Genomic DNA, 26,463 nt, shown 5'->3' with positions numbered 1-26,463 from the left:
CAGAGATAAATTAAACAACCGAAAGTAAGAAGGATGGCCAGCAATACCATGGTACGAAAAGAACAGAGGGTACCCTTTAGCATAAGAGCTGGGTCATGCCAGAGAAGTTGTGTTTTGAGGATTTGAGATTTGCGGAGGAGAATCTTCATGTCCGGTTGAATTCGTTTTTTGACGGGAGATGGCTGAGTTGTAATCTCCGGACTTCCCTCCGGTCTTGTGTAATAAGTGTATTGATTCAATGACCATGCCTTTGGTTACAGATTTACACATGTCGTACAGGGTCAGTGCAGCGACGCTTGCAGCCGTCAGCGCTTCCATCTCAACACCAGTTTTTGCGGTTGTCCGAACAGTTGCTGTCAGCACTGCAAGTCCATCGGCCAATTCAGTTTCGATCTCAACACCGAACAAAGGTAAATGGTGGCACATTGGGATAATTTCTGATGTTTTTTTGGCCCCTTGAATACCCGCAATGATAGCAGTTTGAAAAACCGGCCCTTTGGATGTACTCCCTTCATCTTTCAATAATTCAAACAATTCATCACCCAAACGAATGACAGCTTGAGCGACAGCCTTGCGCTCGGTGATTGCTTTGTGTGAGACATCAACCATTCGAGGATGCTCTCGGTTATCCAGATGAGTGAAGTCAGCACTCATGACGTAGTTCCTCTGTTAGGGGTGTCCAAGTTTGATGCAGTAACACTTCTGAGGGGCGAAAGCCCGCCTTGTATTGCATTTTTTTCGAGTCAGGTACCCAATACCCAAGATAGTGCCATTGTCGGTTGCAATGCTGGGCATATTCAATTTCATGCAGCAAAGAAAAAATTCCCAAGCGTCTATGCTGAGCGTAAGGCTCAAAGGCAAAGTACACAGCGCTGGTGGAATCTTCGAGTCGATCAATCCAACTAACCCCAAGTAGCTTATACTCCAACCAGAATAGGATCATTTCTGAGGGAACTGGACTATCAATCAAAAACTCAGTGAACTCTTCTCTTGAGGTCGGATTTCCGCGTTGATGCCAATGTTCCTGATAGCGTCGGTACAATTCAAAGACATCTTCCCGAAAAACAACGGGTACGTGTTCAATTCGCAAATCTTGGTTCTTTCGCTGTGTTCGCTTTTGTGAGCGGCTGGGCAGGAAGGAGGGAACATGTACTCGCATAGGTATGCAAAGACGACAATTCTCACAGGCTGGGTGGTAGATAGAGATTCCACTTCTACGGAAGCCCTTGCCCAACAGTGTTTCATAAGTTTCAATCGGAAGTTGGTCAGCATAAAATGTGATATTATCCCACTGACCAACGGCTCTGTAAGGGCAGGGACCATTATGAGTGTGATAGACCGTCCAAGAACTTGGGAAAAATTCTTCCATCAATGCTGCTCAAATCATTCGGGCAGGCCTGTGGCGATAACCGTTACAGAAACTTGATCTTCGGGTGTGTCAGCCAAAGTTGCTCCCCAGATGAGATTTACATCATCATCAGCTAAATCTTCGAGTTGATTCATTGCGGCAGTTATTTCCAGAGCTCCCGCATCTCTTGGGGCAACCAGATGAATCAGAATACCTTTCGCGCCTTGGATATCTGTATCCTGCATCAAAGGGCTATGGACTGCGCTATCAATGGCACGGAACATTCGATCTTTGCCAACACCTGTACCTTTACCAATGACTGCGCGACCCATCCCTTCCATCACCGTCTGCATATCAGCAAAATCAACGTTGATATCGCCTACTCCGTTCAAAAGATCAGTAATTCCCTGAATCGCATGGACTAGCACTTCGTCCACCATGTGAAAAGCATCTTTGAAACTCGTAGAGCGATCTGTTGCTTCTAGCAGACGTTCATTTGGGATGACCAATAATGTGTCGGTGTTTTCACGAAGATTTCCCACCCCCTGAAGCGCAGTTCTCATCCGGCGTTTTCCCTCAAATGAGAAAGGAAGCGTTACCACTCCAACGGTCAGAATTTTTTTTGACTTAGATATTCGGGCAATTACTGGAGCGGATCCCGTGCCTGTCCCACCACCCATTCCGGCGACAATAAAAGCCATATCGGCACCATTCAGCATCTGCTCAATTTCAGCAGCACTTTCTTCTGCTGCATGTGCACCGATCTCTGGACGAGCCCCTGCACCCAAGCCCCTTGTTAGCTCACGTCCAAGCTCCATTTTTATAGTGGCGTTTGAGTTGTTGAGTGCTTTCAGATCGGTATTACAAGCAATGAGTTCAACATGCTGGATGCCCTCATCTGCCATTTTGCTAACAACGTTACCACCCCCTCCACCTGCGCCGATAATCTTGATTGTGGGAATGAATGCGTCTTGCTGGGGAATGGTAAAAGCTGGACCAGATGCTTCCATGTTATCCTTGTGTCCTAAAGTATTAGATCGTTTGTGAAGGGCTGATTCTGTTCATGGCCAAAATAACTGTCAAACTTACATTTACCTTGTTTTTTGGTAGTAAAGACCATTACTGTTGGAGATATTTTCTCCGAAAATATAATCAAATAGATTAGGAGAATGAGTGATTCTGACGTAACCAAACAAGAGAGCCCAGATACTTGCAACGTCAGACATGCCCAAGGACTCCGCTTTAATAGCAACCAAAGGGAAGAACTATGACGTTTAAAGAAATGGGACTGTCCGATGCAGTACTTCGTGCATTGGAGGAAGCAGGTTTTTCTGAACCAACTCCAATTCAGGAGCAGGTAATTCCCCTGCAAATCGGACATAATGACGTAATCGGCCAAGCCCAAACCGGAACTGGGAAAACGGCTGCCTTCGGAATTCCTCTGATCGAAAGACTCTCACCTCGCCAACGCGATGATGGCAAGCACACCACAGACGCTCTGATTTTAACTCCCACGCGGGAATTGGCCTCCCAGGTTTCCGAAGAACTCCGAAAGATTGGGCTTTATAAATCGTTATCCGTTGTCACCATTTATGGTGGAGTTTCCATCGAAAAACAAGTCCGTACTCTTCGCCGCCGCACCAACATCATTGTTGGTACTCCAGGGCGTGTGCTTGATCATCTTTCCAGAGGAACGATTGATTTGAGTGGAGTTCGGCACTTTATTTTAGATGAAGCCGATGAGATGTTAGACATGGGCTTTATCGAAGACATCCAGACGATCATGCAGAGTCTTCCTAAGAAAAGACAAATTCTTCTTTTCTCTGCAACAATGTCTCCAGAAATTGATCGGATTGCTGCCAAATATATGAGCAAGCACTCAACTGTCTCAGTTTCGAGATCCAATATCCTTGTTCCACGAATTTCCCAGTGGCTTCACAAAGTAAAATCCTGGGAACGTTTTGAAGGACTTTGCAGAATTCTGAGTTCTCATCAGCCTGAGTTGGCTTTGATTTTTTGCCAGACCAAGCGGGATGTGGATGAACTTTACAGACAGTTGCACGAGCGAGGCTACAAAGCTGAAGCATTACATGGTGACTACAGCCAAAACCAACGTGATCAGGTAATGCAAAAATTTCGCAATCACGAACTAGACCTCCTAATTGCGACAGATTTGGCAGCTAGAGGGATTGATTCCAAACTTGATATGGTGGTCAATTACAACGTTCCAGAAAATCCGGAAACATATGTACACCGCATCGGCCGAACTGGTCGAGCAGGTCGTGAAGGATTGGCAATCACGTTTGTTTCACCGGAAGATTACCGACAACTCTATGCAATTGAAAAATTGATCAAAACTCCTCTGCAGTACCAGGATTTGCCTAGGCGCGAGGAACTCAAGTCTCACCGCCAAGATTTTCTGCAGACACGAATCGAAGATGGGATCAAAGATGTAGAAAGTGCGGATTACGTTGAACTTGCAGCCAAACTACTGGAAAATGGTTCCCCAATAGAATTGTTAGCTGCAACACTGAGGGTTGCAGGTGACGCTCTTTCACCACAAATCAGTGTTGATAGGCAGCACGAATTGAATTCAGAAAATACTGGGGCAGAGTATGGAATGGTACGCTTCTTTCTGAGTGGCGGCAGAACGATTGGACTAATGGCTGGTGATGTGGTGAAATCTGTGACTCATTATACAAAGATACCAGGTGTGGAAGTTGGGAAAATCACGCTACAGGACGATTTTTCTTTTGTTGAAGTCCCTGAAACAAGGGCAAGGCATTTGCTTGAAAACTTGCCAAGCTTTCATTTTCGTGGTAGCGAAATCAGTGTGAAACCAGCTAGAGCCCGTGAGAAAGTAGCTCGGATCCGTGACTTCCGTTACAACAATAATCAACGCTCCCGTCGCCCACAACGGCGATATTCTAATGGATGAATGAGGTTCAATGATCGACGAGAAAATTTTCTACCTTTTTCTTTTTCCATGGATGCTTTTTATAGCTTCTATGCCTGCAGCGGTCTTGACCTTCTTATTTAGTGGCCTCGCTGCACAGCTCCTCAACTATCTACCTAACGGAGGGGTTCAGCAGGACAAGATTCAGAGCTGAAACTTGATATTGCACCTCAGCGAGAAAAAAAGTGAATAAATACAGTGCACTGATTTCTGATTTTCTTCACAATTGTGGTGATGCAGACAAGGGGTTTGTGAATGACACAGAGTGGTGGATCGTCAATGGCTCTGTGAAGGTTCAGATTTTTCTGACTTCCCTCGAAGAAGACGCAGAGTTGATTGTGGCGGCCAACCTTTTCCGTTACACACGATCAAACCCTGAGTTGAATGAATATGTTCTGAAATTAAATGGGACCTTTAAACTCAAGGGTGTCTCTTTTGGGATTCGCAATAAACATCTTGTTCTGAGTTTTGTTCGTCCGGTGCTTGGCCTAGATCCAGAAGAACTGGAGTGGATGATTGCCTGTATTGCCATCATCGCAGACGAATATGACGACTACCTGTTGAATGAGTTCAGTATTGCCTGAGTCCTCTCCTGTGGGCAGTTTCCTGAAATTCTATTCCATCGAAATTGCCCTGTGTTTGATAGCTCTGCCTCTCACGTTCGCAAAGATCCTTCAAAAAACGACAGCTAGTGTCTGGTGGCACGCTTTTTATCATTTTTTCCGCAGCGTTCAGTGGGAATGTCTAAGAAGTTCCCAAAATCTGAATTGGGAAATTTCGCTGCCATCCACATTATCACGTGATCGCTCTTATCTTGTAATTTCAAACCAAGAAGGACCACTGGTACCTCTCATTGTTAGAGGGGTTCTCGGTAGAAAAATCACACCTATTGTTACTCCAATTCGCCATAAGAAAATTCCAAATCTGATAATGGAATGGAGAGCCTGGCTAGATGAAGCACCAGTTTATCTGTACCTGCCAGCTGAGCGGCAAACTAACGATCCACAGGCCACCCAAGAGCAGTTGACAAAAGTAGCTGAAAAGTACAAAAACCTTCTTGAACAAACTCGTTCCCTGCTTTTATTGCCTGAAAAAGACGCTTATAGGAGAGACCGACAACTATTGAGAAATTCCAAATTTCTTTACACTCCGAAGGCTGGTGAACTAATTGATGCTACGCTGATGCAGAATCAAACTTGGCATTCGATTTTGGATGTGACTTTTCATCAGGAAAAACCAGTACGCTTTGCTTGGCAATGGTTTCTTGGAGGAAGGCAAAATATATTGTTGTCGGTTCGTGAAATTCCATTGCCCAGTGCCCTACAGTCTTCACCAGCAAATGACGTAAGAAGATGGCTGAGTCAATTCTGGAAGGAGAAAGCAGAATGGTTGGAAACTTTGGTGACCACTGAACCGACTCGACATGATCTGGTGAACACTTAGGAAGAATCTATGCGTTGGAAGATGATTTTGGGGACTGTAATCTTATCGACAATTATTAGTGGTTCTTTGTGTGCGCAAAACATTGTTGAATTGGGAGACGGCAAGACTCTGATTTTAAAATCCGATGGCACTTATGAAACAGTCAAGGTAGCAGCCACTGAGCAGGGTGAGAAAGTCATTTTACGTCAGGATATGACTTACGAGTATCTTAAAAATAAGGAGCTTTATCTCAAATCAGATGGTACATACGAATATCTTGCAGAGAAAGAATTTTCGCTTACAGATCAGCCAGCACGAGACAACTTGCTCAGTGAACTACAAGAACTTTATTGCACCAAACGTCAGAAGGCCTTATCTCCGCAGCAAAGGTCAAGGATGATCAAGCTCACTATCGATATTCTGGAAGGCAACCAAACAGCACTATTAGCTGAACTTCAAAACGGAAATTGTAACTGATAATCAGCCGCTTCATTATTAGACCCACGCCTTGTGTTTAGCAATATCCTGCTAATTCGCTTTAGTTCATTGGGAGACTTGGTGTTGACGACTCCAATCTATCGTGAACTCCGCAAAGTATATCCTGACTCCCGATTAACACTTCTGACCTCAGAGGGATTTGGTCGAGTCCTGGAAAATAATCCACATCTTGACGAAATCATCTACCATCATCGAAAAGAGACCCGTAACGATCTAAAAGAGCTTATAGATCAACTGCGTCTGCAAAAATTCGATCTAATCTATGATATCCACAACTCTTTGCGCAGTCGTTGGATTGGTTGGCAACTGAAGTGTCATGTTCCAAAACTAGAACATTGGTTGATTGAGAAGCGAACGCTAGCTCGTGAACTTCAAATTAGATTTGGCTGGGGGCAGTTTTTCAATGGAAGATCACAACGGGAACAGTGGCTTGAACCGTTACAACGTCATCACTCAGGTAAGCTGTTGACCAAGACAGAATTGTTTCCACGCGCAGCAGACAAAAACTGTGTGGAGGCTTGGCTGAACCAAAATGGTCTGCAGGACAAGTCATTTATCTGCATTGGTGCCTCGGCATCTTTTCTTCTCAAATGCTGGCCGATACAGAATTTTAAGCAACTGATTGAGAGAATAATTCAGTCAGGAGTCTCGGTAGTATTGGTCGGTGCCAGTGGGGAAAGTGAAACAGAAGAATTGGCAGAGTATTTTAAGGGTTCCCAAGACGTTTTCTCTGCTGCAGGGATTTTTACTATTCTCCAATCAGCCGCACTTCTTGAAATGGCCAATGCAGTAATCGCTAACGACACCTCCATAGTCCATCTTGCAGAAGCAATGGGGACCCCATCAATCGCAGTATTTGGTCCTACCGTGAAAGAATTTGGTTACGCTCCCATGTTAGCACAAAGTATGTTAATCGAGACTGATTTGGCATTGCGCTGTCGTCCATGTTCCAGAACAGGGAAAGGCACATGTAAGAACAGAGAACAGCAGATCTGTATGTATTCCATTTCGACTCAGAAAGTCTGGGATGCCGCTCAGTTACTGTTGCCAAAGGTGAGAGAGTAGTTCATGCTAATCCCTTTCATTCATGACAATCTCACTACCTTTAAATTTAAGATATTTATCAAAAATGAATTGTGAATTAAGGCTCAGAAAAATCAGTTGGATCTTATTACTAATTCTTTTGTCAGCATGCTCTGAGAAAACAAGCCTTCAGATTCTTCAGCCAGCTGAAATTGATACTTCAGATATTCAACGAATTGCCATTGGTGCTTTTGAGGTTGGAGTTATTCAAGAAGATTTTGTTACGGAAAGAGGGGGTGATTGGTTCAAAAAATCAGCAAATCTGACTGATGAAGAACGTCAAATTCTGTCACAAAATATTCGAGCTCGAATTACCAATCAATTAACCAAGGTCCCTTTTTTTGAGGTTTTACTGACTGACGAGTTTTCTAGTCTTGAGAATGATGTAGCTCTACAGCAAATGATCGCAACTCAAGGTTATAAAACTCGAGATGTGGATGCGGTCTTGAGTGGAAAGATTTGGCTGACATCAGAGAGACTGGACGGAGTCGATCTTCAAAAAATTTCTCTGAAATATTTTACACCTGCTAATTCACGACAAAAAATTCCAGCAGAAAAGTTAACTGTTCAACAACTAGTCTGGTGGCCCTACAAACAACTGAGTGGAAGTTTGATAGTGGAGCTTAAACTCGTTCGATTACAACCTGCTGAAATTGTGGCTGCCGATGTAGTGCACAGAAGATTTGCCCAGCGAGTGGGTGGAAGCCCCGGTGGAATTGTGGACCAAGCTGAAGAAGGAATGAGTTTGCTCCAAGAATTTGTGGAAGATCAAGGTGATGATCAGTCGGTTACAAGTACTTCAGAGGTTTTGCCACCATTATCTGTAATGGTTGGAGAAATGGTGGCTTCAGTGGGGGCTGATTTTGTGAGGCGAGTTTCTGTAAGTCAATCGACAGTTGAATATCCCATTGCTGAAGATGGAGATGAACAAGCCCGACTTTTGATATTAGGGGGGGCATATGAGTCTGCTTTGCAGAGGCTTCAGAGGCAGACAGCTAATGATCCCAATTCAGAAGATCTCTATAATCTTGGTCTTTGTTTTGAGGCTCTTGGCGATTATGGATTAGCACTTCTCAATTTCCGTGCGGCTCACCAAATTGATGACACAAACCTAATGTATGCCCAAGGGATTGGCAGAATCGAAAATTTACAGCGTCAATTTCCTAAGCTTCGTTCACAAATTCAGAGTAGAAAGCTTTAATTGAGTTCTGGGATGATCTGTTCAAATTTGTTTCTAATTGCATGGTTAATGTTTTTTGCTGCAAGCCAGGTGTCCTGCTCCTTTTTTAGTCAGCGTCCACAAATCGAGTTTGTGGTTGCACAAAGTCCAAAATTTCAACTCAATGAAATAGATGCTCTGAAAGTAGGCTCGTTTAAAGGTCAACCGTTAGTAAAAATATCATTACCAGTGGAGGCAGAAGGGACTCCCCATTTGTCTCCTAGTGTGCTTTCTTTTGAAGCTGATCAATCAAGTGAACAAGTAGCTGAACTCTTCCGATTACAAGTCATTAAAAATTTCTCTAAAAATTCCTCTCTGAGATTGTTGAATACTAGCGAAGACGTGAAAGGCTACGGTGGTGTCATTCCTGCCCCAAATCGAGTAGTGGTCATCTCTGCATTAGTCCGTTATTCGCAAATTCGCAAGGAAAGCAAAGAGTCTGTCCCTTATTTCGTAACAGTTTTCAATGAGGCCCTGCCGATTGAACAGCAGCTTTTGGCCCGTGGTGCTGTTTTTGGTGCAGAACGACTTGTGGGTGGAATCGAGGAGAATACGCCCTATGTTGAATTGATGGGAGCCCTTGAGGTTCGTGTTAGTCTCAATCGTCAGAGCAATGGAGCAGAACTTATCCCTCCTCAAACTTTACAGGCCTTTTATGTTCGGAAATGGGGCGGGAAAAGTGAAACGTCCCACTTGCCTGATAACGTTAGAGTTTGGATTACTAAAAACTTTCAGGAGGATGAAAATCTGACTGAACGATTTTTAAACGAAGCTGACAAAACTAGGATGATTTCGGAAAACTACGAGCAATACCTAGCACAGGGGTACAATCTAAGGCGTGATAGCAGGATCCCTCTATCCAATCTGGATCTGCAATATCGGCTGACGGAACAAATTGCTCGGGAATATGTTTCCCAAGTTGTCCCCACTTTTAGAAAAGCTGATATGAGTATTGATGACGATGGTGACGAAGTCAGCATTACCTTGCTGCAAGGTAACGCGTATGAAGAGGCAGTCACTTACTTGCAGGGACGCAAAGATAGAACAGCATCCGATGATTACAACTTAGGTTTGGCGTATGAAGCGCTTGGACAAAGACAACAGGCCCGAACATTTTATGAATCAGCGAATCGTCGGGACAGTGAAGACCTTTATGAGGAGGCTCTGAATCGAGTCAACTAGTGCAATTCTTAAAAGACTTGCAAGTCCTGTGTGCTTCCTGACAATCTTCCAAGGTTCAAGTGATGGTTATTCCACTTGTCTTCGGAACAAAACCTAGAGTTTCATTCCAATACCTGCCTGCCTCACTGAATCAACACTGATTTAAAATCTACTCCAAAATTAAAGCTGAGTAGCTAGGGCCGAATTATGCCTCGAAGAAACGATATCTCCTCCATCCTGCTGATTGGCTCTGGCCCTATCGTGATTGGTCAAGCCTGTGAGTTTGACTACAGTGGCACGCAAGCCTGCAAAGCCCTCAAGGAAGAAGGATTTCGGGTGATCTTGGTCAACAGCAATCCGGCTACAATTATGACTGATCCCGGGCTTGTTGATGCAACTTACATTGAGCCAATCCGATTACCTGTCTTGGAGCGAATCATCTCGCAAGAACGCCCAGACGCCCTTTTGCCAACAATGGGTGGGCAGACAGCTTTGAACATGGCTATGAAGTTGGATGAAGCGGGGATTCTTAAAAAATATGAGGTGGAATTAATTGGTGCGGACATAGAGGCCATCCAAAAGGCGGAGAATCGCGAACTCTTTAGGGTTTCTATGGAAAAACTAGGCATTCCAATGCCACTGAGTCGTGTTGTTCACTCGGTTGCAGAGGCTTTGGATGTTGCAGAGCAGATTGATTATCCTTTGATCATAAGGCCATCTTTCACCTTAGGGGGAGAAGGAGGTGGAGTAGCAAACGATCAGGAAGAACTAATTCAGATTGCCACTAACGGATTATCGGCTTCACCTACACAGGAAATTCTTGTTGAGCAGTCCATTCTCGGCTGGAAAGAATTCGAGATGGAAGTAATGAGGGACCACAGTAATAATTGCGTCATCATCTGCTCCATTGAAAATTTTGATCCAATGGGTGTTCACACTGGGGATAGTATCACGGTGGCTCCTTCTCAGACTCTTACTGATGTTGAATACCAGCAACTCCGTGACATGTCTTTTCAGATCATGCGTGAGGTTGGAGTTGATACTGGTGGCTCAAATGTCCAGTTTGCAGTTAATCCAAGAGATGGCCAGGTTATGGTCATTGAGATGAACCCTCGAGTATCGAGAAGTTCTGCACTTGCCTCTAAAGCTACAGGATTCCCGATTGCCAAGATTGCAGCCAAACTGGCAGTAGGCTACACATTGGATGAAATTCCCAATGATATCACAAAGAAAACTCCTGCTTCATTTGAGCCATCTATCGACTATGTGGTTACAAAAATTCCCCGCTTTACCTTCGAAAAATTCCCTCTTTCGGATCCGCGTTTGGGAACCCAAATGAAATCCGTTGGCGAAGCAATGGCAATTGGTAGTACCTTCCGGGAATCATTACAGAAAGCACTTCGATCTTTGGAAACAGGCCATATTGGATTAGATCCACAAATTTACCCAAAAGATCGAGATCTTGATGAGGTTTTGGAGGAAGAACTCTCTTGCGTCACAAGCCAGCGCTTATGGTATGTGGCTGATGCGCTGAGAGCTGGATGGAGTGTTGAGCGTCTACACCAAAAAACTTTCATTGACCCTTGGTTTCTAATGCAGATGCAGAGTTTGATTCAGGAAGAAATCAAAATAGCTCGGCAAAGCGTTGATCAAGTTACACAAACAGATTTACGTCGATGGAAGTCCTTGGGTTTTTCAGATGCCTTGCTGGCGAAAAAATTCCAAGTACCTGAAGCTGAGGTTGCTGAACTTAGAAGATCACAGGGATTGCGTCCCGTTTTCAAGATGGTAGACACTTGTGCGGCTGAATTTCCTTCGGAGACTCCATATTTCTATTCTACATATGCTCAGGAAAACGAATCCATCCCAACGGATCGGCCTAAAGTATTGATTTTGGGGAGTGGTCCAAATCGGATTGGTCAGGGTATCGAGTTTGACTACTGTTGTGTCCATGCAGCTCTGGCAGTTCGCGAATATGGATATGAAGCCATTATGTACAACTGTAATCCTGAAACGGTAAGTACAGATTATGATACCTCAGATAGACTTTATTTTGAGCCCCTCACCTTCGAAGATGTCATGCATGTTATCGAACTGGAGAAGCCTATTGGGGTGATCGTACAACTAGGGGGACAAACTCCATTAAAGTTGGCAAAGCCGCTACATGCCGCTGGTGTGCAGCTATTAGGAACTGATTTTGAGAGTATTGACCGAGCAGAAGACCGAGAACTTTTTGCAGCAATGATCATTAAGCTTGGACTGCAACAACCAGCGAATGGCACAGCTAGGTCGTTGGAAGAGGCTCGCAAGATAGCAGATCGTATCGGATATCCAATTTTAGTTCGACCTTCATATGTATTGGGTGGAAGAGCTATGGTGGTCGTTGAGAGCGAGGATCGCTTAGAAGAATTTTTTGCTGAAGCCATTAAAGTTTCACCAGATCATCCAGTCTTGATTGACCAATTCCTGAGCAATGCAGTTGAAATTGATGTTGATCTTTTGGGAGATGGAGAGAAAGCAGAAGTCGCTGGGATTATGGAACACATTGAACGGGCAGGAATTCATTCTGGAGATAGTGCGTGCTCACTTCCACCATTTGGGCTTAGGCAAGATATCTTGGAAGAGCTTTGCATACAGGCGAAATCGATGGCTCAAGAACTTAAAGTTTGCGGGCTCATAAATGTTCAATTCGCAGTTAAAGGCAAAGATATTTACGTCATTGAGGTGAATCCACGTGCTTCTAGAACGGTTCCTTTTGTTAGCAAGGCAACTGGGGTTCCCCTTGCCAAGTATGCAACTAGATTGATGCTCGGAGAAAAGCTCTCTTCCCTTGGTTTTGAGTATCATGCTCTAACAGATTATGCGGTCAAGGAAACGGTCTTTCCATTTATGCGTTTTACAGGATCTGATACGACTCTAGGTCCAGAAATGCTCTCGACTGGTGAGGTAATGGGCAGGGGAACTAACTTCGAGGAGGCGTTTTTGAAAGCACAAATGGCCGTTTTTGAGGACAGCTTAAACAGACCTTATGTGTTCATAGGGGTGATGGACGAAGACAAGCCCAAGATGGTAATAGTTGCTAAGATGCTAGAAGAAATGGGTTATGAGATCCTGTCCACTAGAGGAACCTTCCAAGTTTTGAAGGACCAAGGTGTGCAACGAATCCAAATCACATCTATGGATATTAGTGAGGAGGGCAATATCATCGAATATATTCTGAGGAAAGAAGTTGCATTGCTTATCAATACGACCCGCCGTAGAAAAAGGGCTGTTGGTGCACGCCACATTCGCCGACTTGTATTGGTGTACAACCTTCCCTATTTCACAACTTCTGAAGCAGCAGTGCAATTCTCAAAATCTCTCCATCAGTTAAGATCTTTGGAGAATTTGAGCTATCAGCCTCTTCCATTTCCTGTGGCCAAGAGTACTTAGAGATTATTCTTGCGTTTCGCCTTCGCTTAAGCCCATGCCCATTGAATTACAGGCTCTAAGCAGCCTAGCCTGCATGGGTGCGTAGGACTCATCAACAGTCATAGCAGCATCGGCAGCGTCTTTTCCTGCTTGTAACAGCTTTTTCAATCCCTCCTTGTCAAGCCTCATAATTTGGCGGTTGATGTAACCGTAGTAAGTGAGATTTGCAAACTCAGCTAGAGCAGGGAGGTCCTGTTTTTTGGGCATGGATTGAGAGACAGTTTTCATGGATCTTCGGTACGCAACGACTGCGGCATTGAAAGCAGGCGCAACAAAGGGTCGTGCCTGGTCGTCTCCGGCTTCCATGCGCATAATGTGATAACGCACCATTTGCTGGTTGAGGCGCCCAATCATTACCCACGGGTAGGGAATCTTATCTTCAATTTCCTTCATCTTTTCTGCGAGTGATAAGCCAGCGCTATTCATCATTGGAATGAGCTTAATCATGTCAATAGAGTGCATGATTTTGGTGGTGACAATTCCTTGAACCTGTTCAACATTAATGTCTGAGCCTTCTGAACCAAACATGCCACCACCACCACCCTTGCCTAGTGCCAAATCCAGTTCGTACTTACTTAGGGATACTCCCATTTTATTTTGAAGCGTGACACTGGCTTCACTGATCTTTTCAAGTAAACCCTCACAAATCTTAATTTCCATCATCATTCCAGCTCGGTTTCCTACTCCCGAGTCTTCCATGTCATCTTCGTTCACTTCGATTCCACTGAGATTCACTCCCTTCAGTACATTTGACTGAATAGCCATCATCTTCTCTTTGTGAATCTGTAGGATTCTTTCGAGGAAGAGTTTGAAAGTTCTCAGTAGCATCTGTACTGCAGGTCCTGTGACTTCACCCCAATAAAATGGTAGACAGGAGTGGATCAATAGAGCTCGTGCTACCTCCAGCTGAGGTCTGCCTTCCATTTGCAGTGCACGTCCAACCAATTGCATTCGAATTGCTTGGTTTTTTGGGTCTCCCGACAATTGAGAGACCAGTTTGTTGATTTCCTTATCCCCACGTAAAAAAGCAATTTCGAGGATGTCAGTTCCTGTGGCCGGGGTAACCTCTCTCGTTTTTCTTCCAAGTCCTAACTTTGCAAAAAATCCTTTGCCCTCCATCGCGAGGACCTCTTTTGCGATCTCTTCCAACTCCTGTTGCATTTTCAAGATGTTGACGTTAGGAGTATCTTTGTTCTCGCTAGGTTGTTTTGCCATAGCCCCTTTGCTGACAAAATTGAATCAATCTAATTTTTGAAATAGCAGACCGTTGTCTGCTGGAATTGTCTTAATTAAGCCTCTGGCATTATTAAGTGTGCCATTATTGCACACTTTAGAGAATTAAGAACCCCAAGAATTAGTCATTTGAAGACTAGATTGACTAGGCTTGATCCATCACGTAGATTCTTTATATAATATTTATTGTTGCTTGCCAAGAATTCCCATGCCTTCTAATGATCCTCCTAACATAGAACCCGGCCATACTATTGATTTTTTGAGCGATGTTCCCCAACGTTTAGTGGTAGAAATTTCTAGAAAACGCCTAGCTTTACGAGAAATTCTGACCTGGCGAAAGAAAACAGTATTGTCATTTCCAAAATTGATTGGAGAACCTGTGGAAATTTTCATAGATAACCGAATCATTGCCAGAGGAGAGGTTGTTGTGATCAATGACCATTATGGTGTTCGTATTTCAGAAATTACCCATCCTACTGACAAACCAAGCCAGTCTCGGATCTGAAAGACTTTTCTGAATTCAGACAATTAACCGAATTTGTGTATTTCTTGAATCACCGTAAGAAATTAAATCCCATCAAACGCTGACTGTTCAAACTAAGCCTATGCCACTTCCCAAGCTTTTGAAATCCAGCTTCATTCTAATTACCCTCTATATTTTGATTGGATTTCTGAGTCTGCCGAATGCACAGGGTCCCTCAGATCCGATTGTAGAGTCAATTGTTTTGTCCAAGAATTGCCCAATTCCTGACGGTCCAGATTTAGTAATCAAGTCACCAGAAATTGTCCTCAAGTCTGTCGACGATCCATATTGTCCTAAGATTAATGATATTCAATTAGTTCAAGTCACAGTCCACAACCCTGGTGAAGAAGTTCGAAGTGTGGGCCTTGAGGTTTTGTTGACATTGGATGGCAATCGATTGGATCAGTCCCAAAGGCAAATCTTTACGATCCCCCCTTACGAAACTTCTCGAATGCTACATGATGTGATTCTTGAGGCTTCTGGCCGCTATCGTGTGGCGGCAAGAATCTGGGACACAGAATTTGAGAAACCAATTGCCGAATCAGATCTGGGTGTCAACCGACAATTTTACATTGCCACACCAGACGATTTGGCAGCTGCTCAGGAACAGTTAGTTGTCATGGAAAGTAGTGGCAAAGCTCCGAGGCCTTCGCCACTTCAATTTGACCCACCCGATCTGCGCTGGGAGAGTGTCAGTGTATTGCCAGAACACCTGCTACGTGGTGAGACGCTAAGGATGCGTCTGAACTTGCTGAATGTAGGTGGAGATGTTGTTCAAAATGTACTTTGCAAGGTGGAGTACTACAACGAAAGACAACCACGACGACGAACTACTATCGCCAATCCCATTGCAGACGTAATTGCGCCCGGAGAGACAGTAACCTTTGATCTGGAATATATCCCACCCACCGACCAATTACTTGGCGAATACAAGATTGCTGTGACCGTAGATCCTGACGACCAGTTAAAGGAATTGAAAGAAGACAACAATGCAATGGAGTCTGAAACTATCCGTCTTAGTGATATTCGGTTGCTCCTCCCTTCGGATAGCTTTGTTTTCGATGAAAACGGACTATTTCTATTTCAGTGGGATAGTTTAGTCTTTGCTGAATTCAAGATTCAGGTTGGGGTTGATGACAAATTCGAAGATCCACGTCTTTACTTCGACCTACCGCAGGGAGACCGCTGGATAGCCGATAAAGAATTGGTGCCACTGACAGGTGAATTGCCAGGAATGGCAATGGGGCTTATGCAAACAAGTCAGAAGAACAAGCTCTTTTGGCGTGTCATAGGTCGAAATATCAGCGGTCAGCAGGCTATTTCAGACGTTCAAAGCTTCACAATCAAACCTACCTCCGACGCGTCCTAGATTGAAAAGCTAGCCTACTCGGCTGGTTCCAGTTACGTTGTTTTCCTCCCAAAGCCTTGCGTTCCTTTTCCAAAAGCGTTACAAGCTTGTTTCCGTTGAGTTCGTCAGTCAACAACCACTTTTCAGGGAGGAATCCATGTTGAGTGTCCGTCAAATGCTATCCGAAAAGGGCAGTGCAGTCGTCTCAATCACTCCAAATACAAGTGTGTTCGATGCACTGAAGGTCATGAGTGAGAAGAATATAGGTGCGGTTTTGGTGATGGAAGAAGAAGAACTACTCGGAATTTTTTCTGAGCGTGATTATGCGCGCAAGTTGATTCTGGCAGGCCGTTCTTCCAAAATGACAGAGGTTAAAGAATTGATGACCAGCAAGGTCTATTGCATTGATCCGTCACGGACAATTCAGGATGTGATGGAACTTATGAACGATCATAGATTCCGTCACGTCCCAGTAATGGAAAACGAAAAAGTGATCGGTGTGTTGAGTTCAGGAGATGTGATGCGAGGTGTGGTTGCTGAACAGAAAAATACTATTGATAGTCTAGAAAGCTATCTTTTGAGGCAATAGCTGATATACAGTCACATACTTCGTGAAATATTCTCTTCTTGGGGTATGTGATACTCGCTGTTATAGAGAAAGTAGGGAATTCCTCCCAACAGATATACTGTCAATTGTACGATGATGTACACATTGAAAATATCTGCTCCACCAGATATCCCCACTAACTGATACAGCGATTCAAATGCGACATGGCCAATTCCAATTCCCCCAGGCGCAAGTGGAATAGCAGTGGTTATAAGTCCAATTGGCATGAGAAATAATTGAGTTCCTAGTCCCATTTCAGTGCCAGTCAGTAAGTGAGCAATTTTCCAAAATAAGAACGCCACTAGGCAGTGAATGAGAATCGCTATCAACAATGTGGAGAGCAAAATTGGTTTCTGATTTTGGTAGCTTTTGAAAGCCAAATAAATTTTGGTTGTAAACTTTGTAGCGGGGAGTTTTTCAAAAAATTGTAGGAAGGGATCTTTACCATCATGAAATGGCCAAACGACCAAAGTGTAAAAGCAAATCGTGGCTAAAAACAAAAAACTGATCATCCAAATCAAACCATAGAGTCGTGGATTTTCAAGAAAGATAGATAAGTTCGCAAGCAGGGAAAAAAAGGAGATGACGATCAGTCCAAATAAACCTACGAAACGATCAATCAGAAGAGTCATGAAAGCACGGGTTCGGCCTTCTTCAGCTTGGGTCTTTATGATGTAATAGCCTTTTACAACGTCACCGGAGACAGCCCCAGGAAGAGTACTGTTGAAGAAGTTACCAATCCAAGTCAATAGAAAGGTTCTGCGGGGAGAAACTTGAAGGCCGAGTGCTCTGAGTAGCAGCCACCACCGTAACGCTGCCAACGGGACCACTAACATGATGAGAATAGAGAGAATCAGCACCAACAAATCAGGTGAATCCTTCAATAACAATAATCGCTCTAAGTTTAAGCGATCACTGCTAATTAAGTAATATATAATTCCACCTACAATAGATAATTTCCCACCTGTAAAAACCAACTTCTTCATCAGTTTACTTTTGATAGAATTAATTGATTCAACGACTTATCTCTCCCTTCTTTTGGTAACTGTGCGAGTTTTCCAACTTTCGCATGAAAATCCTCCCAATTGCGTTCTTCGCTCTTAAACAACTCCTCAAAAGCAGGCACAAAATTATGGTAGCGCTTGACACCCAATAGATGTGAGTTGTTCAAATCCTGAGCAAACCATCGACTGTAATTCAAGAACTGAAATTGGGATGAGTTTTGTTGATAGCGCTGTTTCAATTGTTCAAAAATCAATTGTTTCTGCAGTCGTTTTTTATCTTCATCTAATGAAGATCTGTAGAGGTCGTTTAAATCTTTGACAGTTTCATCAATCCAACTTCGAAATAATAAACGATCCTCGTAGTTTTGTCGGATTTGTTCCATCTCATCCTCCAGATTACTTGCTCTAAGGTATTGCAATGTGCCTTCCTGCTCTACAAAGGTAGCGTAGGACTCATTGAAAGATGTGTCACCAGCAACATAAACCACCTGATGTGCCATCTCGTGTATGAGGGTTGCGATTAGCTCCCTGTCGGAACGCTGGAGGAAAGTACTAAGTACTGGATCTGAAAAATAATCGGGTAACCAGCTCTGATTCAGGTAACCCAATGTGGAATAAGCACTTGCGTAAGAAAGAGATACGTCAAAACCATTCTCTCTCAACTCATTTGCTAGTTGTTCAGCATCTGCAATATCGAAATATCCACGATAGCTTTGGCAGCCAATGATCAGATAGCACCATTGTTTTGGGTTTAGTAAAAAGGGTGGTGCAGCAGAGACGAGGACACTTACATAGGAATTTGGCAACTCTACGTAACTTTTGTAGCCATTGCCGGATGGTAGATTTAATTCAGCGGAAGCGAAGCGGCGAACTTCGGAAAGAAGCAGAAACTTTTTTCTGAGTTCCGGATCAGTTGTGTTATCTAGCAACAGACTCTGGATTTCCTGCTTACGTTGAAGCAGGTCTAGATGGCCTCGTGTGGCTTGCCAGTAGTAGCTCAGTTCACATCCAGCCAGTAGTAGGCAACAAACGAGAATTAGTGGGATTTTCATGTAAAGGAGAGAAATCAGGCGTCGACTGCAGTCTCTTCTTCACTTAGGGGCATGTAAAGAATGCGGTTGCAGTGAGGGCAGTTTCGATAATTATCTGGTTCTGCTAGAAATTCATTTACAAATTGAGGTTGAAGTCGAATGTTACACCCCCCACAAGTTTTGTCCACAACTGGGGTGATCGGACGATGTAGTCCATTTTGCTGGCAACGTTTGTAAAATTGCTGAATAGGCCTGGGCGCACCTTCAAAAGATTTTTGGAAGAAATTTTACAATTCTTGTATCGCCAGGATAGTTTGCTTTTGAGATAGAACAGTTTGTTCTAGTGCTGCTTCTGATTCCTGTTTCCCTTTTTCTAATTCAGCTTCCTGCTCAGTCAGTTCAGGGTCTAAATCTTCTAATTTGATCGCAACTTCTAACAAGTTTTCTTCTAGCATTGAGCGATGCTTGCGGGATAATTCCAGTTGCTTTTTACTGGCTTCAAATTCTTTTTCATTCCGGATTCGCGGAACATGCTTTTCGAGTTTTTCGATGAGTATGCGTTGCTCTTCGAGTTCATTTTCCATTTGCTGCTGTTGGTTGATCAACGTGCTTTTCTCTGCCTGAAGGTTTTGAAAAACCATTTCGAGAGGAGCAACTAGTTCATTTACATCAGCAATTTCTTTTTCGAAGCGTCTCAACTGTAGTTTAAGAGCAAAACCCTGCTGTTCGGTGTCAGCAATGGCGATGAGGGTAGAGCGAAGATGCTGAGACATCATAGACTCCTTTGTGAGAGGCAATCTGGCTTCCTGCCTGAGTGCGGAAGGAGGCGGACGGGTAATATTGTATGAAAATCGCAAAAAGGGAAAAGTTCAACACACGTAGTGCTGATTTTGTAAAAGCTTCAAAATTCGATGTTCCCTGAAATTTGTATGAACTATTTGTTCAATTATATTTAAAAGTTAGCTTGTCGGCTTTGAGGCCAATCGTTACCTCTCCTCCGTTTTCTAGATTTCCAAATAGAACTTCATCGGCAAGAACTGTTTCGATTTCCTGCTGAATGACTCTCTTCATCGGACGTGCTCCAAAATGAGGATCATAACCCTTATTAGCTAGCCAATCTCTGGCCTTGTTACTGACATTGATCGTTACTTTTTTCTGTTGCAGTTTGATCTCTAGCTGGATGATCAATTTGTCAACGATGAGCTGGACGACTTCTTTTGGTAACTGTGCGAAGGAAATAATCGCATCCAATCGATTTCTAAACTCTGGACTGAATGTGCGCTCTAGAGCTTGTTTTGATGGAGTCGTTGGAGACTGACTTCCAAATCCAATCACCGAGGAAGCCATTTCCTTAGCACCCACATTACACGTCATAATCAAAACTACATTTCTGAAGTCTGCTTCTCGGCCATTGTTGTCTGTGAGAGTAGCGTGATCCATCACCTGAAGCAAAATATTGAAGATATCCGGGTGAGCTTTTTCGATCTCGTCCAGCAGCAATACAGTGTGGGGATGCTTACGAATCGCATCGGTAAGCAGTCCTCCTTGATCATAACCGACATATCCTGGAGGTGCTCCGATCAACCGGGACACAGTATGCTTCTCCATATATTCACTCATGTCGAAGCGTTGGAAATGAATGCCTGTAATTTGTGCCAATTGCTTGGCCAACTCAGTTTTCCCAACTCCTGTAGGGCCAGTGAATAAGAAAGAGCCAATTGGTTGATCAATTTGTCGCAAGCCAGCTCGAGAACGTTTGATGGCTTGAACCAATGCATGGATCGCATTGTCCTGCCCAAAGACCTGAAGTTGGAGTTCTTTCTCAAGATCTTTGAGCTTTTCCTTGTCAGAACTATTCATTCGCTCAATTGGAATCCGCGCAATACTGGCAATCACCTTTTCAATGTCTTGGGAATTAACAGTTTTGCGGCCCGCTCCTTTCAGCCGAATAGCAGCACCAGTTTCGTCAATAACATCGATAGCCTTGTCAGGCAGGTAGCGGTCATTAATGTATTTTGCAGACAGTTCAGCGGCTGTTCTTAGGGAAGAAACGGTATAGCGGAGTTCGTGATGTTCCTCGTAACGATTCTTTAGTCCCTTGAGAATTAAGAAGGTTTCCTCAATTGAGGGTTCATCAATGTCGATTTTCTGAAAGCGTCTTGATAGAGCTCGGTCTTTTTCGAAAAGTTTTTTGTATTCATCATAGGTTGTAGAACCTATGCATCGAATTTCACCCTTTGCCAAAGCTGGCTTGAGCAAGTTTGAGACATCCATGGATCCACCACTAGTCGCTCCGGCTCCAATGATCGTGTGAATCTCATCGATAAAGAGGATAGATTTTGGCTTCTGCTGCAAAGATTTTAACACTGCTTTGATGCGTTGCTCAAAGTCCCCACGAAATTTTGTACCGGCTAAGAGTGCCCCGATATCAAGCGCATAAATTTCAGATCCTTCCAGTAGTTCAGGAACCTCTTGACAGAATATGCGTAAGGCAAGACCCTCCGCAATGGCAGTTTTTCCGACCCCAGGATCACCCACGTAGATGGGATTATTTTTCCGACGCCTACAGAGAATCTGGATTGTTCGGTCTAACTCCGCATCACGTCCAATCAAGGGGTCAATGCGATCTTCTTCGGCAAGCTTTGTTAGGTTTGTGGTGTAGTGTTTGAGGGCATCCTGCTCCCCACGTCCCTGGGAGCTTTCTTCTTCGTCTGTACTATCAAAATTATGGTTTTCTTCTTCATCCTCGACAGCGACCTTGGCAATCCCATGTGAGATGTAATTCAGTAGATCGAGCCTCGTAATGCCCTCTTTCTGCAGAAAATAGGAAGCATAAGATTGGGATTCTCGATGAATTGCCACAAGGATGTCCCCAACGTCAGCAGATGCCTTACCAGAACTATTAACGTGCATGATTGCTAAATGGAGAACACGTTGAACCGCTCTAGTTTGTTGAGGATTGGATCCCTCTTCTCGCATGGTTTCTTGTTGATCAAAAAAATCTTCCAGATCTTCTTTGATTCGATCAACGTTGCCTCCACAACTTCTAATAATTCTTACCCCATTGTCATTGTGCAATAGGGCATAAAGAATGTGCTCTACGCAAAGGTACTCATGGCGTCGATCCTTGGCTTCACTTTGTGCAGCCATCAAGCACATTTCTAAATCTCTCGTGAACATATGGGATTCCTGTCAGATCAAACTTCTTCCATACTTGCTCTGAGAGGAAACTCGTTTTGACGAGCCATCTCATGAACAGCTTCAACTTTGGTTTCTGCCACCTCATAGGAGTAGACACCGCAGATACCGACACCAGTCTTGTGGACCTGTAACATAATCTGAATCGCTTCTTCAGCCTTTTTGTGGAAGACCGCCTCTAAAACACGTACCACAAAATCCATTGTGGTGTAGTCATCGTTATGCAGTAGGACTTTAAACTGAACCGGTGGTTTTACTTTCTGTTTCGTCAGTGTGACGAGGTCTTCTTGAGGCTTAAACTTACTCATTCTTATTTTTGGCTTACCGGGAAATTTCCTTTGTGATAATCCCAGCAACATTTAGATGAATTCCTAAATAAGTTCAATAATATACCGTTTCATATCGAGGGATTTGTCGTTCAGGTTCCTGTAGGTCTCATCTCTAAACCAGCACGAACTTCAGTACGCTGCTGACCAGGTTCTTGGATATATACTCGGCTATCTGGAGGTACACTGTGAGTTAGCCATACATTACCACCAATAATTGAACGAGCCCCCACTACGGTATTGCCCCCTAGAATCGTGGCACCAGCATAGATAATGGTTTCACGCTCAATAGTTGGGTGCCGTTTGAGATGTGGTTCATTCTTATGCTGTATTGGACTGAATGCTCCAAGTGTTACCCCTTGGTAAATGCGCACTTGGTCGTGAATCACCGCGGTGCCACCAATGACGATGCCAGTGCCGTGATCAACCATCACACCACGTCCAATCCAGGCACCTGGATTGATGTCGATTCCGGTCAATGAATGAACATGCTCACTGAGAATCCGGGGCATTAGCGGGATTTCATAGTTGTGGAGGAAATGGGCAATACGATAAATGCTAAGGGCGTGTATTCCAGGGTAGGCCAGAACGATTTCCTTACGATCATTGGCGGCTGGGTCACCTGCAAAGGTTGCTTCGACGTCTTCAGCCAAAACTTCTCTCATTTCTGGAAGAGTCTCGAGCAAGTTGAGAGAAATTTCTTCAGCTCTTTCACTGCAGGCTCCTACTGGTGGCTGGGGTAATCCCTCCTGTCTGCTTTGCCAGCAGATCACTTGCTCCAGATAGTCACGTAATCTGTAGAAGATTGAGGCGCTTTTTTGGCCTAACCAATAAGGTAAACTGATCGCATCAAGTTGTTCTTGCCTGAGCAAACCCGGGAACAGCAAAACCTGTAAATCATTGGCCAACTGAACGATGCTTTCTCGAGCAGGCAGACCAGAGCAGCCGATGCTCTGAATTTCTGGATGACTATGATAGGAGTCTAGTAAGGCATCCACTGCCTTCCGAAGTCGTAACTCTGTTTGCATAACTAACTGAGAAGAATCATGACTGGTTTTCAGGATGATTTAGTCAATTTCAAACCTATCGGTAGTTCATCACCAAACAACCAGTTCTGCAAGTTGCTTTGTAGAATCTCCACAGTATCTCTCTTTGATTCTTCGTTAAGTAATCGTACCAGGGTACCATCTTCATCATAGGATTCTACGAAAGCAATCAGTTCTTTTCGAAGATCTTGAGAAATATCTCTGTGTCGGTCTCCGGTAAACTGCCCCAGCTTAGTCAGAACCAATGGTAACTCTTGAATCGGTTTTTGATGATGGATTTCAACCAAACTTTTTATCCAAGATTCAATTTCTTTGGGAGGTATTGCATACAAAGAACCTGCATGCACTAATTCACGTGAACCAAAGCGGGCCAGACAGAGTCCCTCAATTCCTGTATTTTGCCCCTTCTCCAAGCGATCGAGTAACTGTTTGCCATGAATTCTCTTCTTCTCGTGTGGTACTGATTCTAGGTTGCTAAGTAACAACCATAATTCGTTGAGAGCGCTTGGAGAAATAGATGCAGGCCTTTTCCCTTTTGGAAGTTTTGAAGACCTTGGCTTACGATTCCCTTCGACCAATCGCTCTTCCAAAGATTTGAAGATGGCTTCTTGGGTTTGTGGAGGTAGTCCCGCGGCTACACGGCGACAAAAAATCCACCACTCAACTTCTACGTTTCTCTCTTTTCGAAACTGTGGTCCCCGATCAATCCACTCTGTCAGTTGCTTGATACGTAGCTCATCATTTGGAAATCCAAATCCTGGGCGCAGGCAGAATCCACAGATTTTCAACCAATTCATTTCATGGTTTACAGAACGAACTCTAGTTCCCATTCCACTGAGTAATTGATCAGCAATTTCTCGCAAAAGCGGTAGTGGCCACCCAGATCGGAGACCCAGTAACGCCTCCAGTTGTTTGTTTAGGCTCAAGGGCAGATTTTCTTGGCGGCTTCTCTTACCAAACCAGCTTTGCAGAGTCTTCTGAACATCATCCCAATTGCTAGGAGGTACCCATTGATTACCAACAGTGATGCTTTGATCGGGTTGAATTACCTCTGGTACAGATTCTCGGATATGGAATTCAAGACGCCATTCTTCTCTTAAGTGGTGGTTAACACACTCTAGGCTGAGGGTCCCTATCTCATTCAACTTTGCTCGGATTTGGATTCCCAGCGTTGTGGCTTTTTTGGGAAGCCGATTGCGGTCTATTCCCAGAAATGTCTGAATCGGTGGAAGTTCAGTAAAATCACGTTCCAATTGTTCTTGTTCAAGTTGCATTATATCACCCAAGTGGTCCTGCGTTCGGATACTGGACGCCCTCATCTCAAATTGAACAGGTTGATTTACGGCAATTTCAAGGGTGTGTCCCTGCACTTCCTGATATTCCTCAATTGAGGCTTGTTGAGGCAAGATGCACAACCAAGCTAGGTTTTGTGAACCAGGCTCCATTCCATCAACCAGCAGTGAGACATAGTAGCTTCGAGCACTCCCTCCTTTGATTTGCAGACCTTTACCCTCACGAACAAGATGGTAATAAGTTGCCCCTTTGGCAACAGCCAACTGCATTTGCTCTTGAGGAAGCACCTGAACACTTTTCTCAGTTTCTCCTAGTTGAGAGCCCCATTTTTCTAGTAGACACCGGATTTTCTCCTGAAGCAAAGAAGGCTCAAGTGTCCCACCGTTGAAAAGTACGTGAGTAGGAAAGCGCTCTGGTTCAATTTGGGAGCAGTGATTCCTTAAAAATCTCAGCAGATGTCGAGTAATTGCGGTGTCACTGGCGTATGGGAGTCCAAGGGTTCGCAATCCCTGAATCTTCTTGGCTGGTAAATCAGCATCCCAGTCCAGTTCAGGGAAAAAACCATCCAAGATAATTTGTTCGAATTCTTTTTGGGAAAGAATATAGTTCTTTGTCTTTCCAATCAGTCTGCTCCCTTTTCCGGCAATAGTGATCGGAAACTGATCCTGTTCAGTTGTCCAAAGTATTTCCTTTGCTCTTCTGCATTGGGCTGTGAGTGCCTCCCAAAGACGGGGGGATAGTTTTCTCTGTTGTCCAGTCAGTTGTTGCTCAACATGTGCTGCTAGGGCTAAATCCAAATTATCCCCACCCAGTAAGATATGGTCGCTGACAGCCAGACGTTCCATCTCAGGATTCTCTTTGGGATCATCCGGCATCTTTACTTTGACGAGACTGAAATCGCTTGTTCCACCACCGATATCAACAACTAAGACAATATTTTCGGAGTTTGTGAAATAATCTGATAATGTTTTTAGGGAATCATGAGCCTCTAAATTTTCAGCAATCCATGAGTAAAAGGCCGCCTGAGGCTCTTCCAGCAGCGTAATGTTTTTTAGTCCTGTCATTTTGACGGAACGGAGGGTGAACTCTCGGGCCACTTCGTCAAAAGAGGCTGGAACCGTAAGCACAATTTTTTGTTCTTCCAGCCGCAGTTCGGTTCTGTCTTTGGCAATTTTGTGATTCCACGAATCTCTAAGATGCTGAAGAAATAGTGAACTCGCAGCCAGTGGAGAATAGCGTCTGAGATCCGGCTGGTCACTCTTAGGGAGAATCTCTGCTTCTGGATTTAAATTGTGGTAGCATAACCATGATTTCGCAGAATGAATATTCCGCCCAGGTCGGAGCACCTGCTGTTGCCGGGCCCATTCTCCAGTAGCTAAATCAGGTTCAGAATCCTCTGACCAAGGCAATTGATAGCGACCAGAAAGTTTTTCTTCTTTGGTCAATAAAAATGCATGAGAAGGTAAGGTCTTCTGATTGTACCACTCGCCATTGCCAATCCACTGTGGAATTTCAAAACAGTGCAGTTGATTTGTAAGATCTTCCTGGTCTAAATAGCAAAGTGCACTGTTGCTGGTACCAAGATCAATTCCGATTCTAAATCTCGATGTGGGCAATTTCATGATGTTTTCTTCAAAAGAGGCTTGATCTCATGATATCTTTAGATGCTCTAGTGGCCATGGTAACTCTGGCAATT

22 protein-coding genes and 1 pseudogene are annotated in these 26,463 nt (G+C 44.0%); 12 read left to right on the top strand and 11 right to left on the bottom strand.

The genetic code is table 11. The annotated features are described in order from the left end of the window. Positions 1 to 180: 180 nt before the first annotated feature. From moaC to ftsZ, 3 genes and pseudogenes are all read right to left on the bottom strand, one after another. Positions 181 to 654 (bottom strand): annotated as a pseudogene (moaC, locus tag P8O70_17405) (cyclic pyranopterin monophosphate synthase MoaC). Then, positions 644 to 1,369: an arginyltransferase gene (locus P8O70_17400; protein MDG2198617.1), complete on the bottom strand. Its 726-nt coding sequence runs from the start codon at positions 1,367 to 1,369 to the stop codon at positions 644 to 646. Before P8O70_17400 ends, moaC begins: the two are co-directional and overlap by 11 nt. A gap of 14 nt (positions 1,370 to 1,383) precedes the next feature. After that, positions 1,384 to 2,358: a cell division protein FtsZ gene (ftsZ, locus tag P8O70_17395; protein ID MDG2198616.1), complete on the bottom strand. Its 975-nt coding sequence runs from the start codon at positions 2,356 to 2,358 to the stop codon at positions 1,384 to 1,386. 257 nt (positions 2,359 to 2,615) lie between these two features. Here ftsZ and P8O70_17390 point away from each other — a divergent pair, with 257 nt between their 5' ends. The 9 genes from P8O70_17390 (at position 2,616) to carB (ending at position 13,119) form a co-directional block, all read left to right on the top strand. Then, the gene (locus P8O70_17390) at positions 2,616 to 4,286 is read left to right on the top strand and encodes a DEAD/DEAH box helicase (GenBank protein MDG2198615.1); all 1,671 of its coding nucleotides are present in this window, start codon (positions 2,616 to 2,618) and stop codon (positions 4,284 to 4,286) included. Between the two features lie 10 nt (positions 4,287 to 4,296). Next, positions 4,297 to 4,458 carry a hypothetical protein gene (locus tag P8O70_17385; protein ID MDG2198614.1) on the top strand — a complete coding sequence of 54 codons (162 nt, stop codon included), beginning with the start codon at positions 4,297 to 4,299 and terminating at the stop codon, positions 4,456 to 4,458. A gap of 31 nt (positions 4,459 to 4,489) precedes the next feature. Continuing rightward, positions 4,490 to 4,888: a YbjN domain-containing protein gene (locus tag P8O70_17380; GenBank protein ID MDG2198613.1), complete on the top strand. Its 399-nt coding sequence runs from the start codon at positions 4,490 to 4,492 to the stop codon at positions 4,886 to 4,888. A 346-nt stretch (positions 4,889 to 5,234) separates the two neighbouring features. Further along, on the top strand, positions 5,235 to 5,747 hold the full coding sequence (locus P8O70_17375; protein MDG2198612.1) for a hypothetical protein: 513 nt from the start codon (positions 5,235 to 5,237) through the stop codon (positions 5,745 to 5,747). Between the two features lie 9 nt (positions 5,748 to 5,756). Then, the gene (locus P8O70_17370; protein MDG2198611.1) at positions 5,757 to 6,203 is read left to right on the top strand and encodes a hypothetical protein; all 447 of its coding nucleotides are present in this window, start codon (positions 5,757 to 5,759) and stop codon (positions 6,201 to 6,203) included. A gap of 81 nt (positions 6,204 to 6,284) precedes the next feature. Next, positions 6,285 to 7,289 carry a glycosyltransferase family 9 protein gene (locus P8O70_17365; protein ID MDG2198610.1) on the top strand — a complete coding sequence of 335 codons (1,005 nt, stop codon included), beginning with the start codon at positions 6,285 to 6,287 and terminating at the stop codon, positions 7,287 to 7,289. 118 nt (positions 7,290 to 7,407) lie between these two features. Further along, on the top strand, positions 7,408 to 8,508 hold the full coding sequence (locus P8O70_17360; GenBank protein ID MDG2198609.1) for a hypothetical protein: 1,101 nt from the start codon (positions 7,408 to 7,410) through the stop codon (positions 8,506 to 8,508). A 342-nt stretch (positions 8,509 to 8,850) separates the two neighbouring features. Further along, positions 8,851 to 9,708: a hypothetical protein gene (locus P8O70_17355; protein MDG2198608.1), complete on the top strand. Its 858-nt coding sequence runs from the start codon at positions 8,851 to 8,853 to the stop codon at positions 9,706 to 9,708. A 186-nt stretch (positions 9,709 to 9,894) separates the two neighbouring features. Next, complete coding sequence (carB, locus tag P8O70_17350) at positions 9,895 to 13,119, top strand: carbamoyl-phosphate synthase large subunit (protein MDG2198607.1); 3,225 nt, start codon at positions 9,895 to 9,897, stop codon at positions 13,117 to 13,119. 3 nt (positions 13,120 to 13,122) lie between these two features. On the opposite strand, the gene P8O70_17345 is transcribed toward carB, so the two are convergent. Further along, on the bottom strand, positions 13,123 to 14,373 hold the full coding sequence (locus tag P8O70_17345; protein MDG2198606.1) for a hypothetical protein: 1,251 nt from the start codon (positions 14,371 to 14,373) through the stop codon (positions 13,123 to 13,125). Between the two features lie 226 nt (positions 14,374 to 14,599). Between P8O70_17345 and P8O70_17340 the strand changes: the two genes are divergently transcribed. From P8O70_17340 to P8O70_17330, 3 genes are all read left to right on the top strand, one after another. Next, positions 14,600 to 14,896, top strand: coding sequence for a FliM/FliN family flagellar motor switch protein (locus P8O70_17340; protein MDG2198605.1), 297 nt, complete (start codon positions 14,600 to 14,602; stop codon positions 14,894 to 14,896). Positions 14,897 to 14,996: 100 nt separating this feature from the next. Further along, the gene (locus P8O70_17335) at positions 14,997 to 16,283 is read left to right on the top strand and encodes a CARDB domain-containing protein (GenBank protein ID MDG2198604.1); all 1,287 of its coding nucleotides are present in this window, start codon (positions 14,997 to 14,999) and stop codon (positions 16,281 to 16,283) included. A gap of 136 nt (positions 16,284 to 16,419) precedes the next feature. Further along, positions 16,420 to 16,851: a CBS domain-containing protein gene (locus tag P8O70_17330; GenBank protein ID MDG2198603.1), complete on the top strand. Its 432-nt coding sequence runs from the start codon at positions 16,420 to 16,422 to the stop codon at positions 16,849 to 16,851. Positions 16,852 to 16,862: 11 nt separating this feature from the next. Here P8O70_17330 and P8O70_17325 read toward each other — a convergent pair whose 3' ends face one another. The 7 genes from P8O70_17325 to P8O70_17295 all read right to left on the bottom strand — a co-directional run bounded on the left by P8O70_17325 (position 16,863) and on the right by P8O70_17295 (position 26,389). Continuing rightward, complete coding sequence (locus P8O70_17325) at positions 16,863 to 17,855, bottom strand: lysylphosphatidylglycerol synthase transmembrane domain-containing protein (protein ID MDG2198602.1); 993 nt, start codon at positions 17,853 to 17,855, stop codon at positions 16,863 to 16,865. Then, the gene (locus tag P8O70_17320; GenBank protein MDG2198601.1) at positions 17,855 to 18,925 is read right to left on the bottom strand and encodes an aminopeptidase; all 1,071 of its coding nucleotides are present in this window, start codon (positions 18,923 to 18,925) and stop codon (positions 17,855 to 17,857) included. The genes P8O70_17325 and P8O70_17320 overlap by 1 nt, the downstream gene beginning before the upstream one ends. 266 nt (positions 18,926 to 19,191) lie before the next feature. Continuing rightward, the gene (locus P8O70_17315; protein MDG2198600.1) at positions 19,192 to 19,701 is read right to left on the bottom strand and encodes a hypothetical protein; all 510 of its coding nucleotides are present in this window, start codon (positions 19,699 to 19,701) and stop codon (positions 19,192 to 19,194) included. A 145-nt stretch (positions 19,702 to 19,846) separates the two neighbouring features. Beyond that, complete coding sequence (gene clpA, locus P8O70_17310; GenBank protein ID MDG2198599.1) at positions 19,847 to 22,084, bottom strand: ATP-dependent Clp protease ATP-binding subunit ClpA; 2,238 nt, start codon at positions 22,082 to 22,084, stop codon at positions 19,847 to 19,849. A 17-nt stretch (positions 22,085 to 22,101) separates the two neighbouring features. Then, entirely contained in the window at positions 22,102 to 22,410 is a 309-nt protein-coding gene (clpS, locus tag P8O70_17305) for an ATP-dependent Clp protease adapter ClpS (protein MDG2198598.1), read from the bottom strand. Between the two features lie 110 nt (positions 22,411 to 22,520). Further along, entirely contained in the window at positions 22,521 to 23,456 is a 936-nt protein-coding gene (locus tag P8O70_17300) for a serine acetyltransferase (GenBank protein MDG2198597.1), read from the bottom strand. A 29-nt stretch (positions 23,457 to 23,485) separates the two neighbouring features. Continuing rightward, on the bottom strand, positions 23,486 to 26,389 hold the full coding sequence (locus tag P8O70_17295) for an Hsp70 family protein (protein ID MDG2198596.1): 2,904 nt from the start codon (positions 26,387 to 26,389) through the stop codon (positions 23,486 to 23,488). Positions 26,390 to 26,463: the final 74 nt, after the last annotated feature.

Source organism: SAR324 cluster bacterium (assembly GCA_029245725.1).
GTDB lineage: Bacteria > SAR324 > SAR324 > SAR324 > NAC60-12 > JCVI-SCAAA005.
This window is presented reverse-complemented; position numbering and strand designations above follow the sequence as displayed.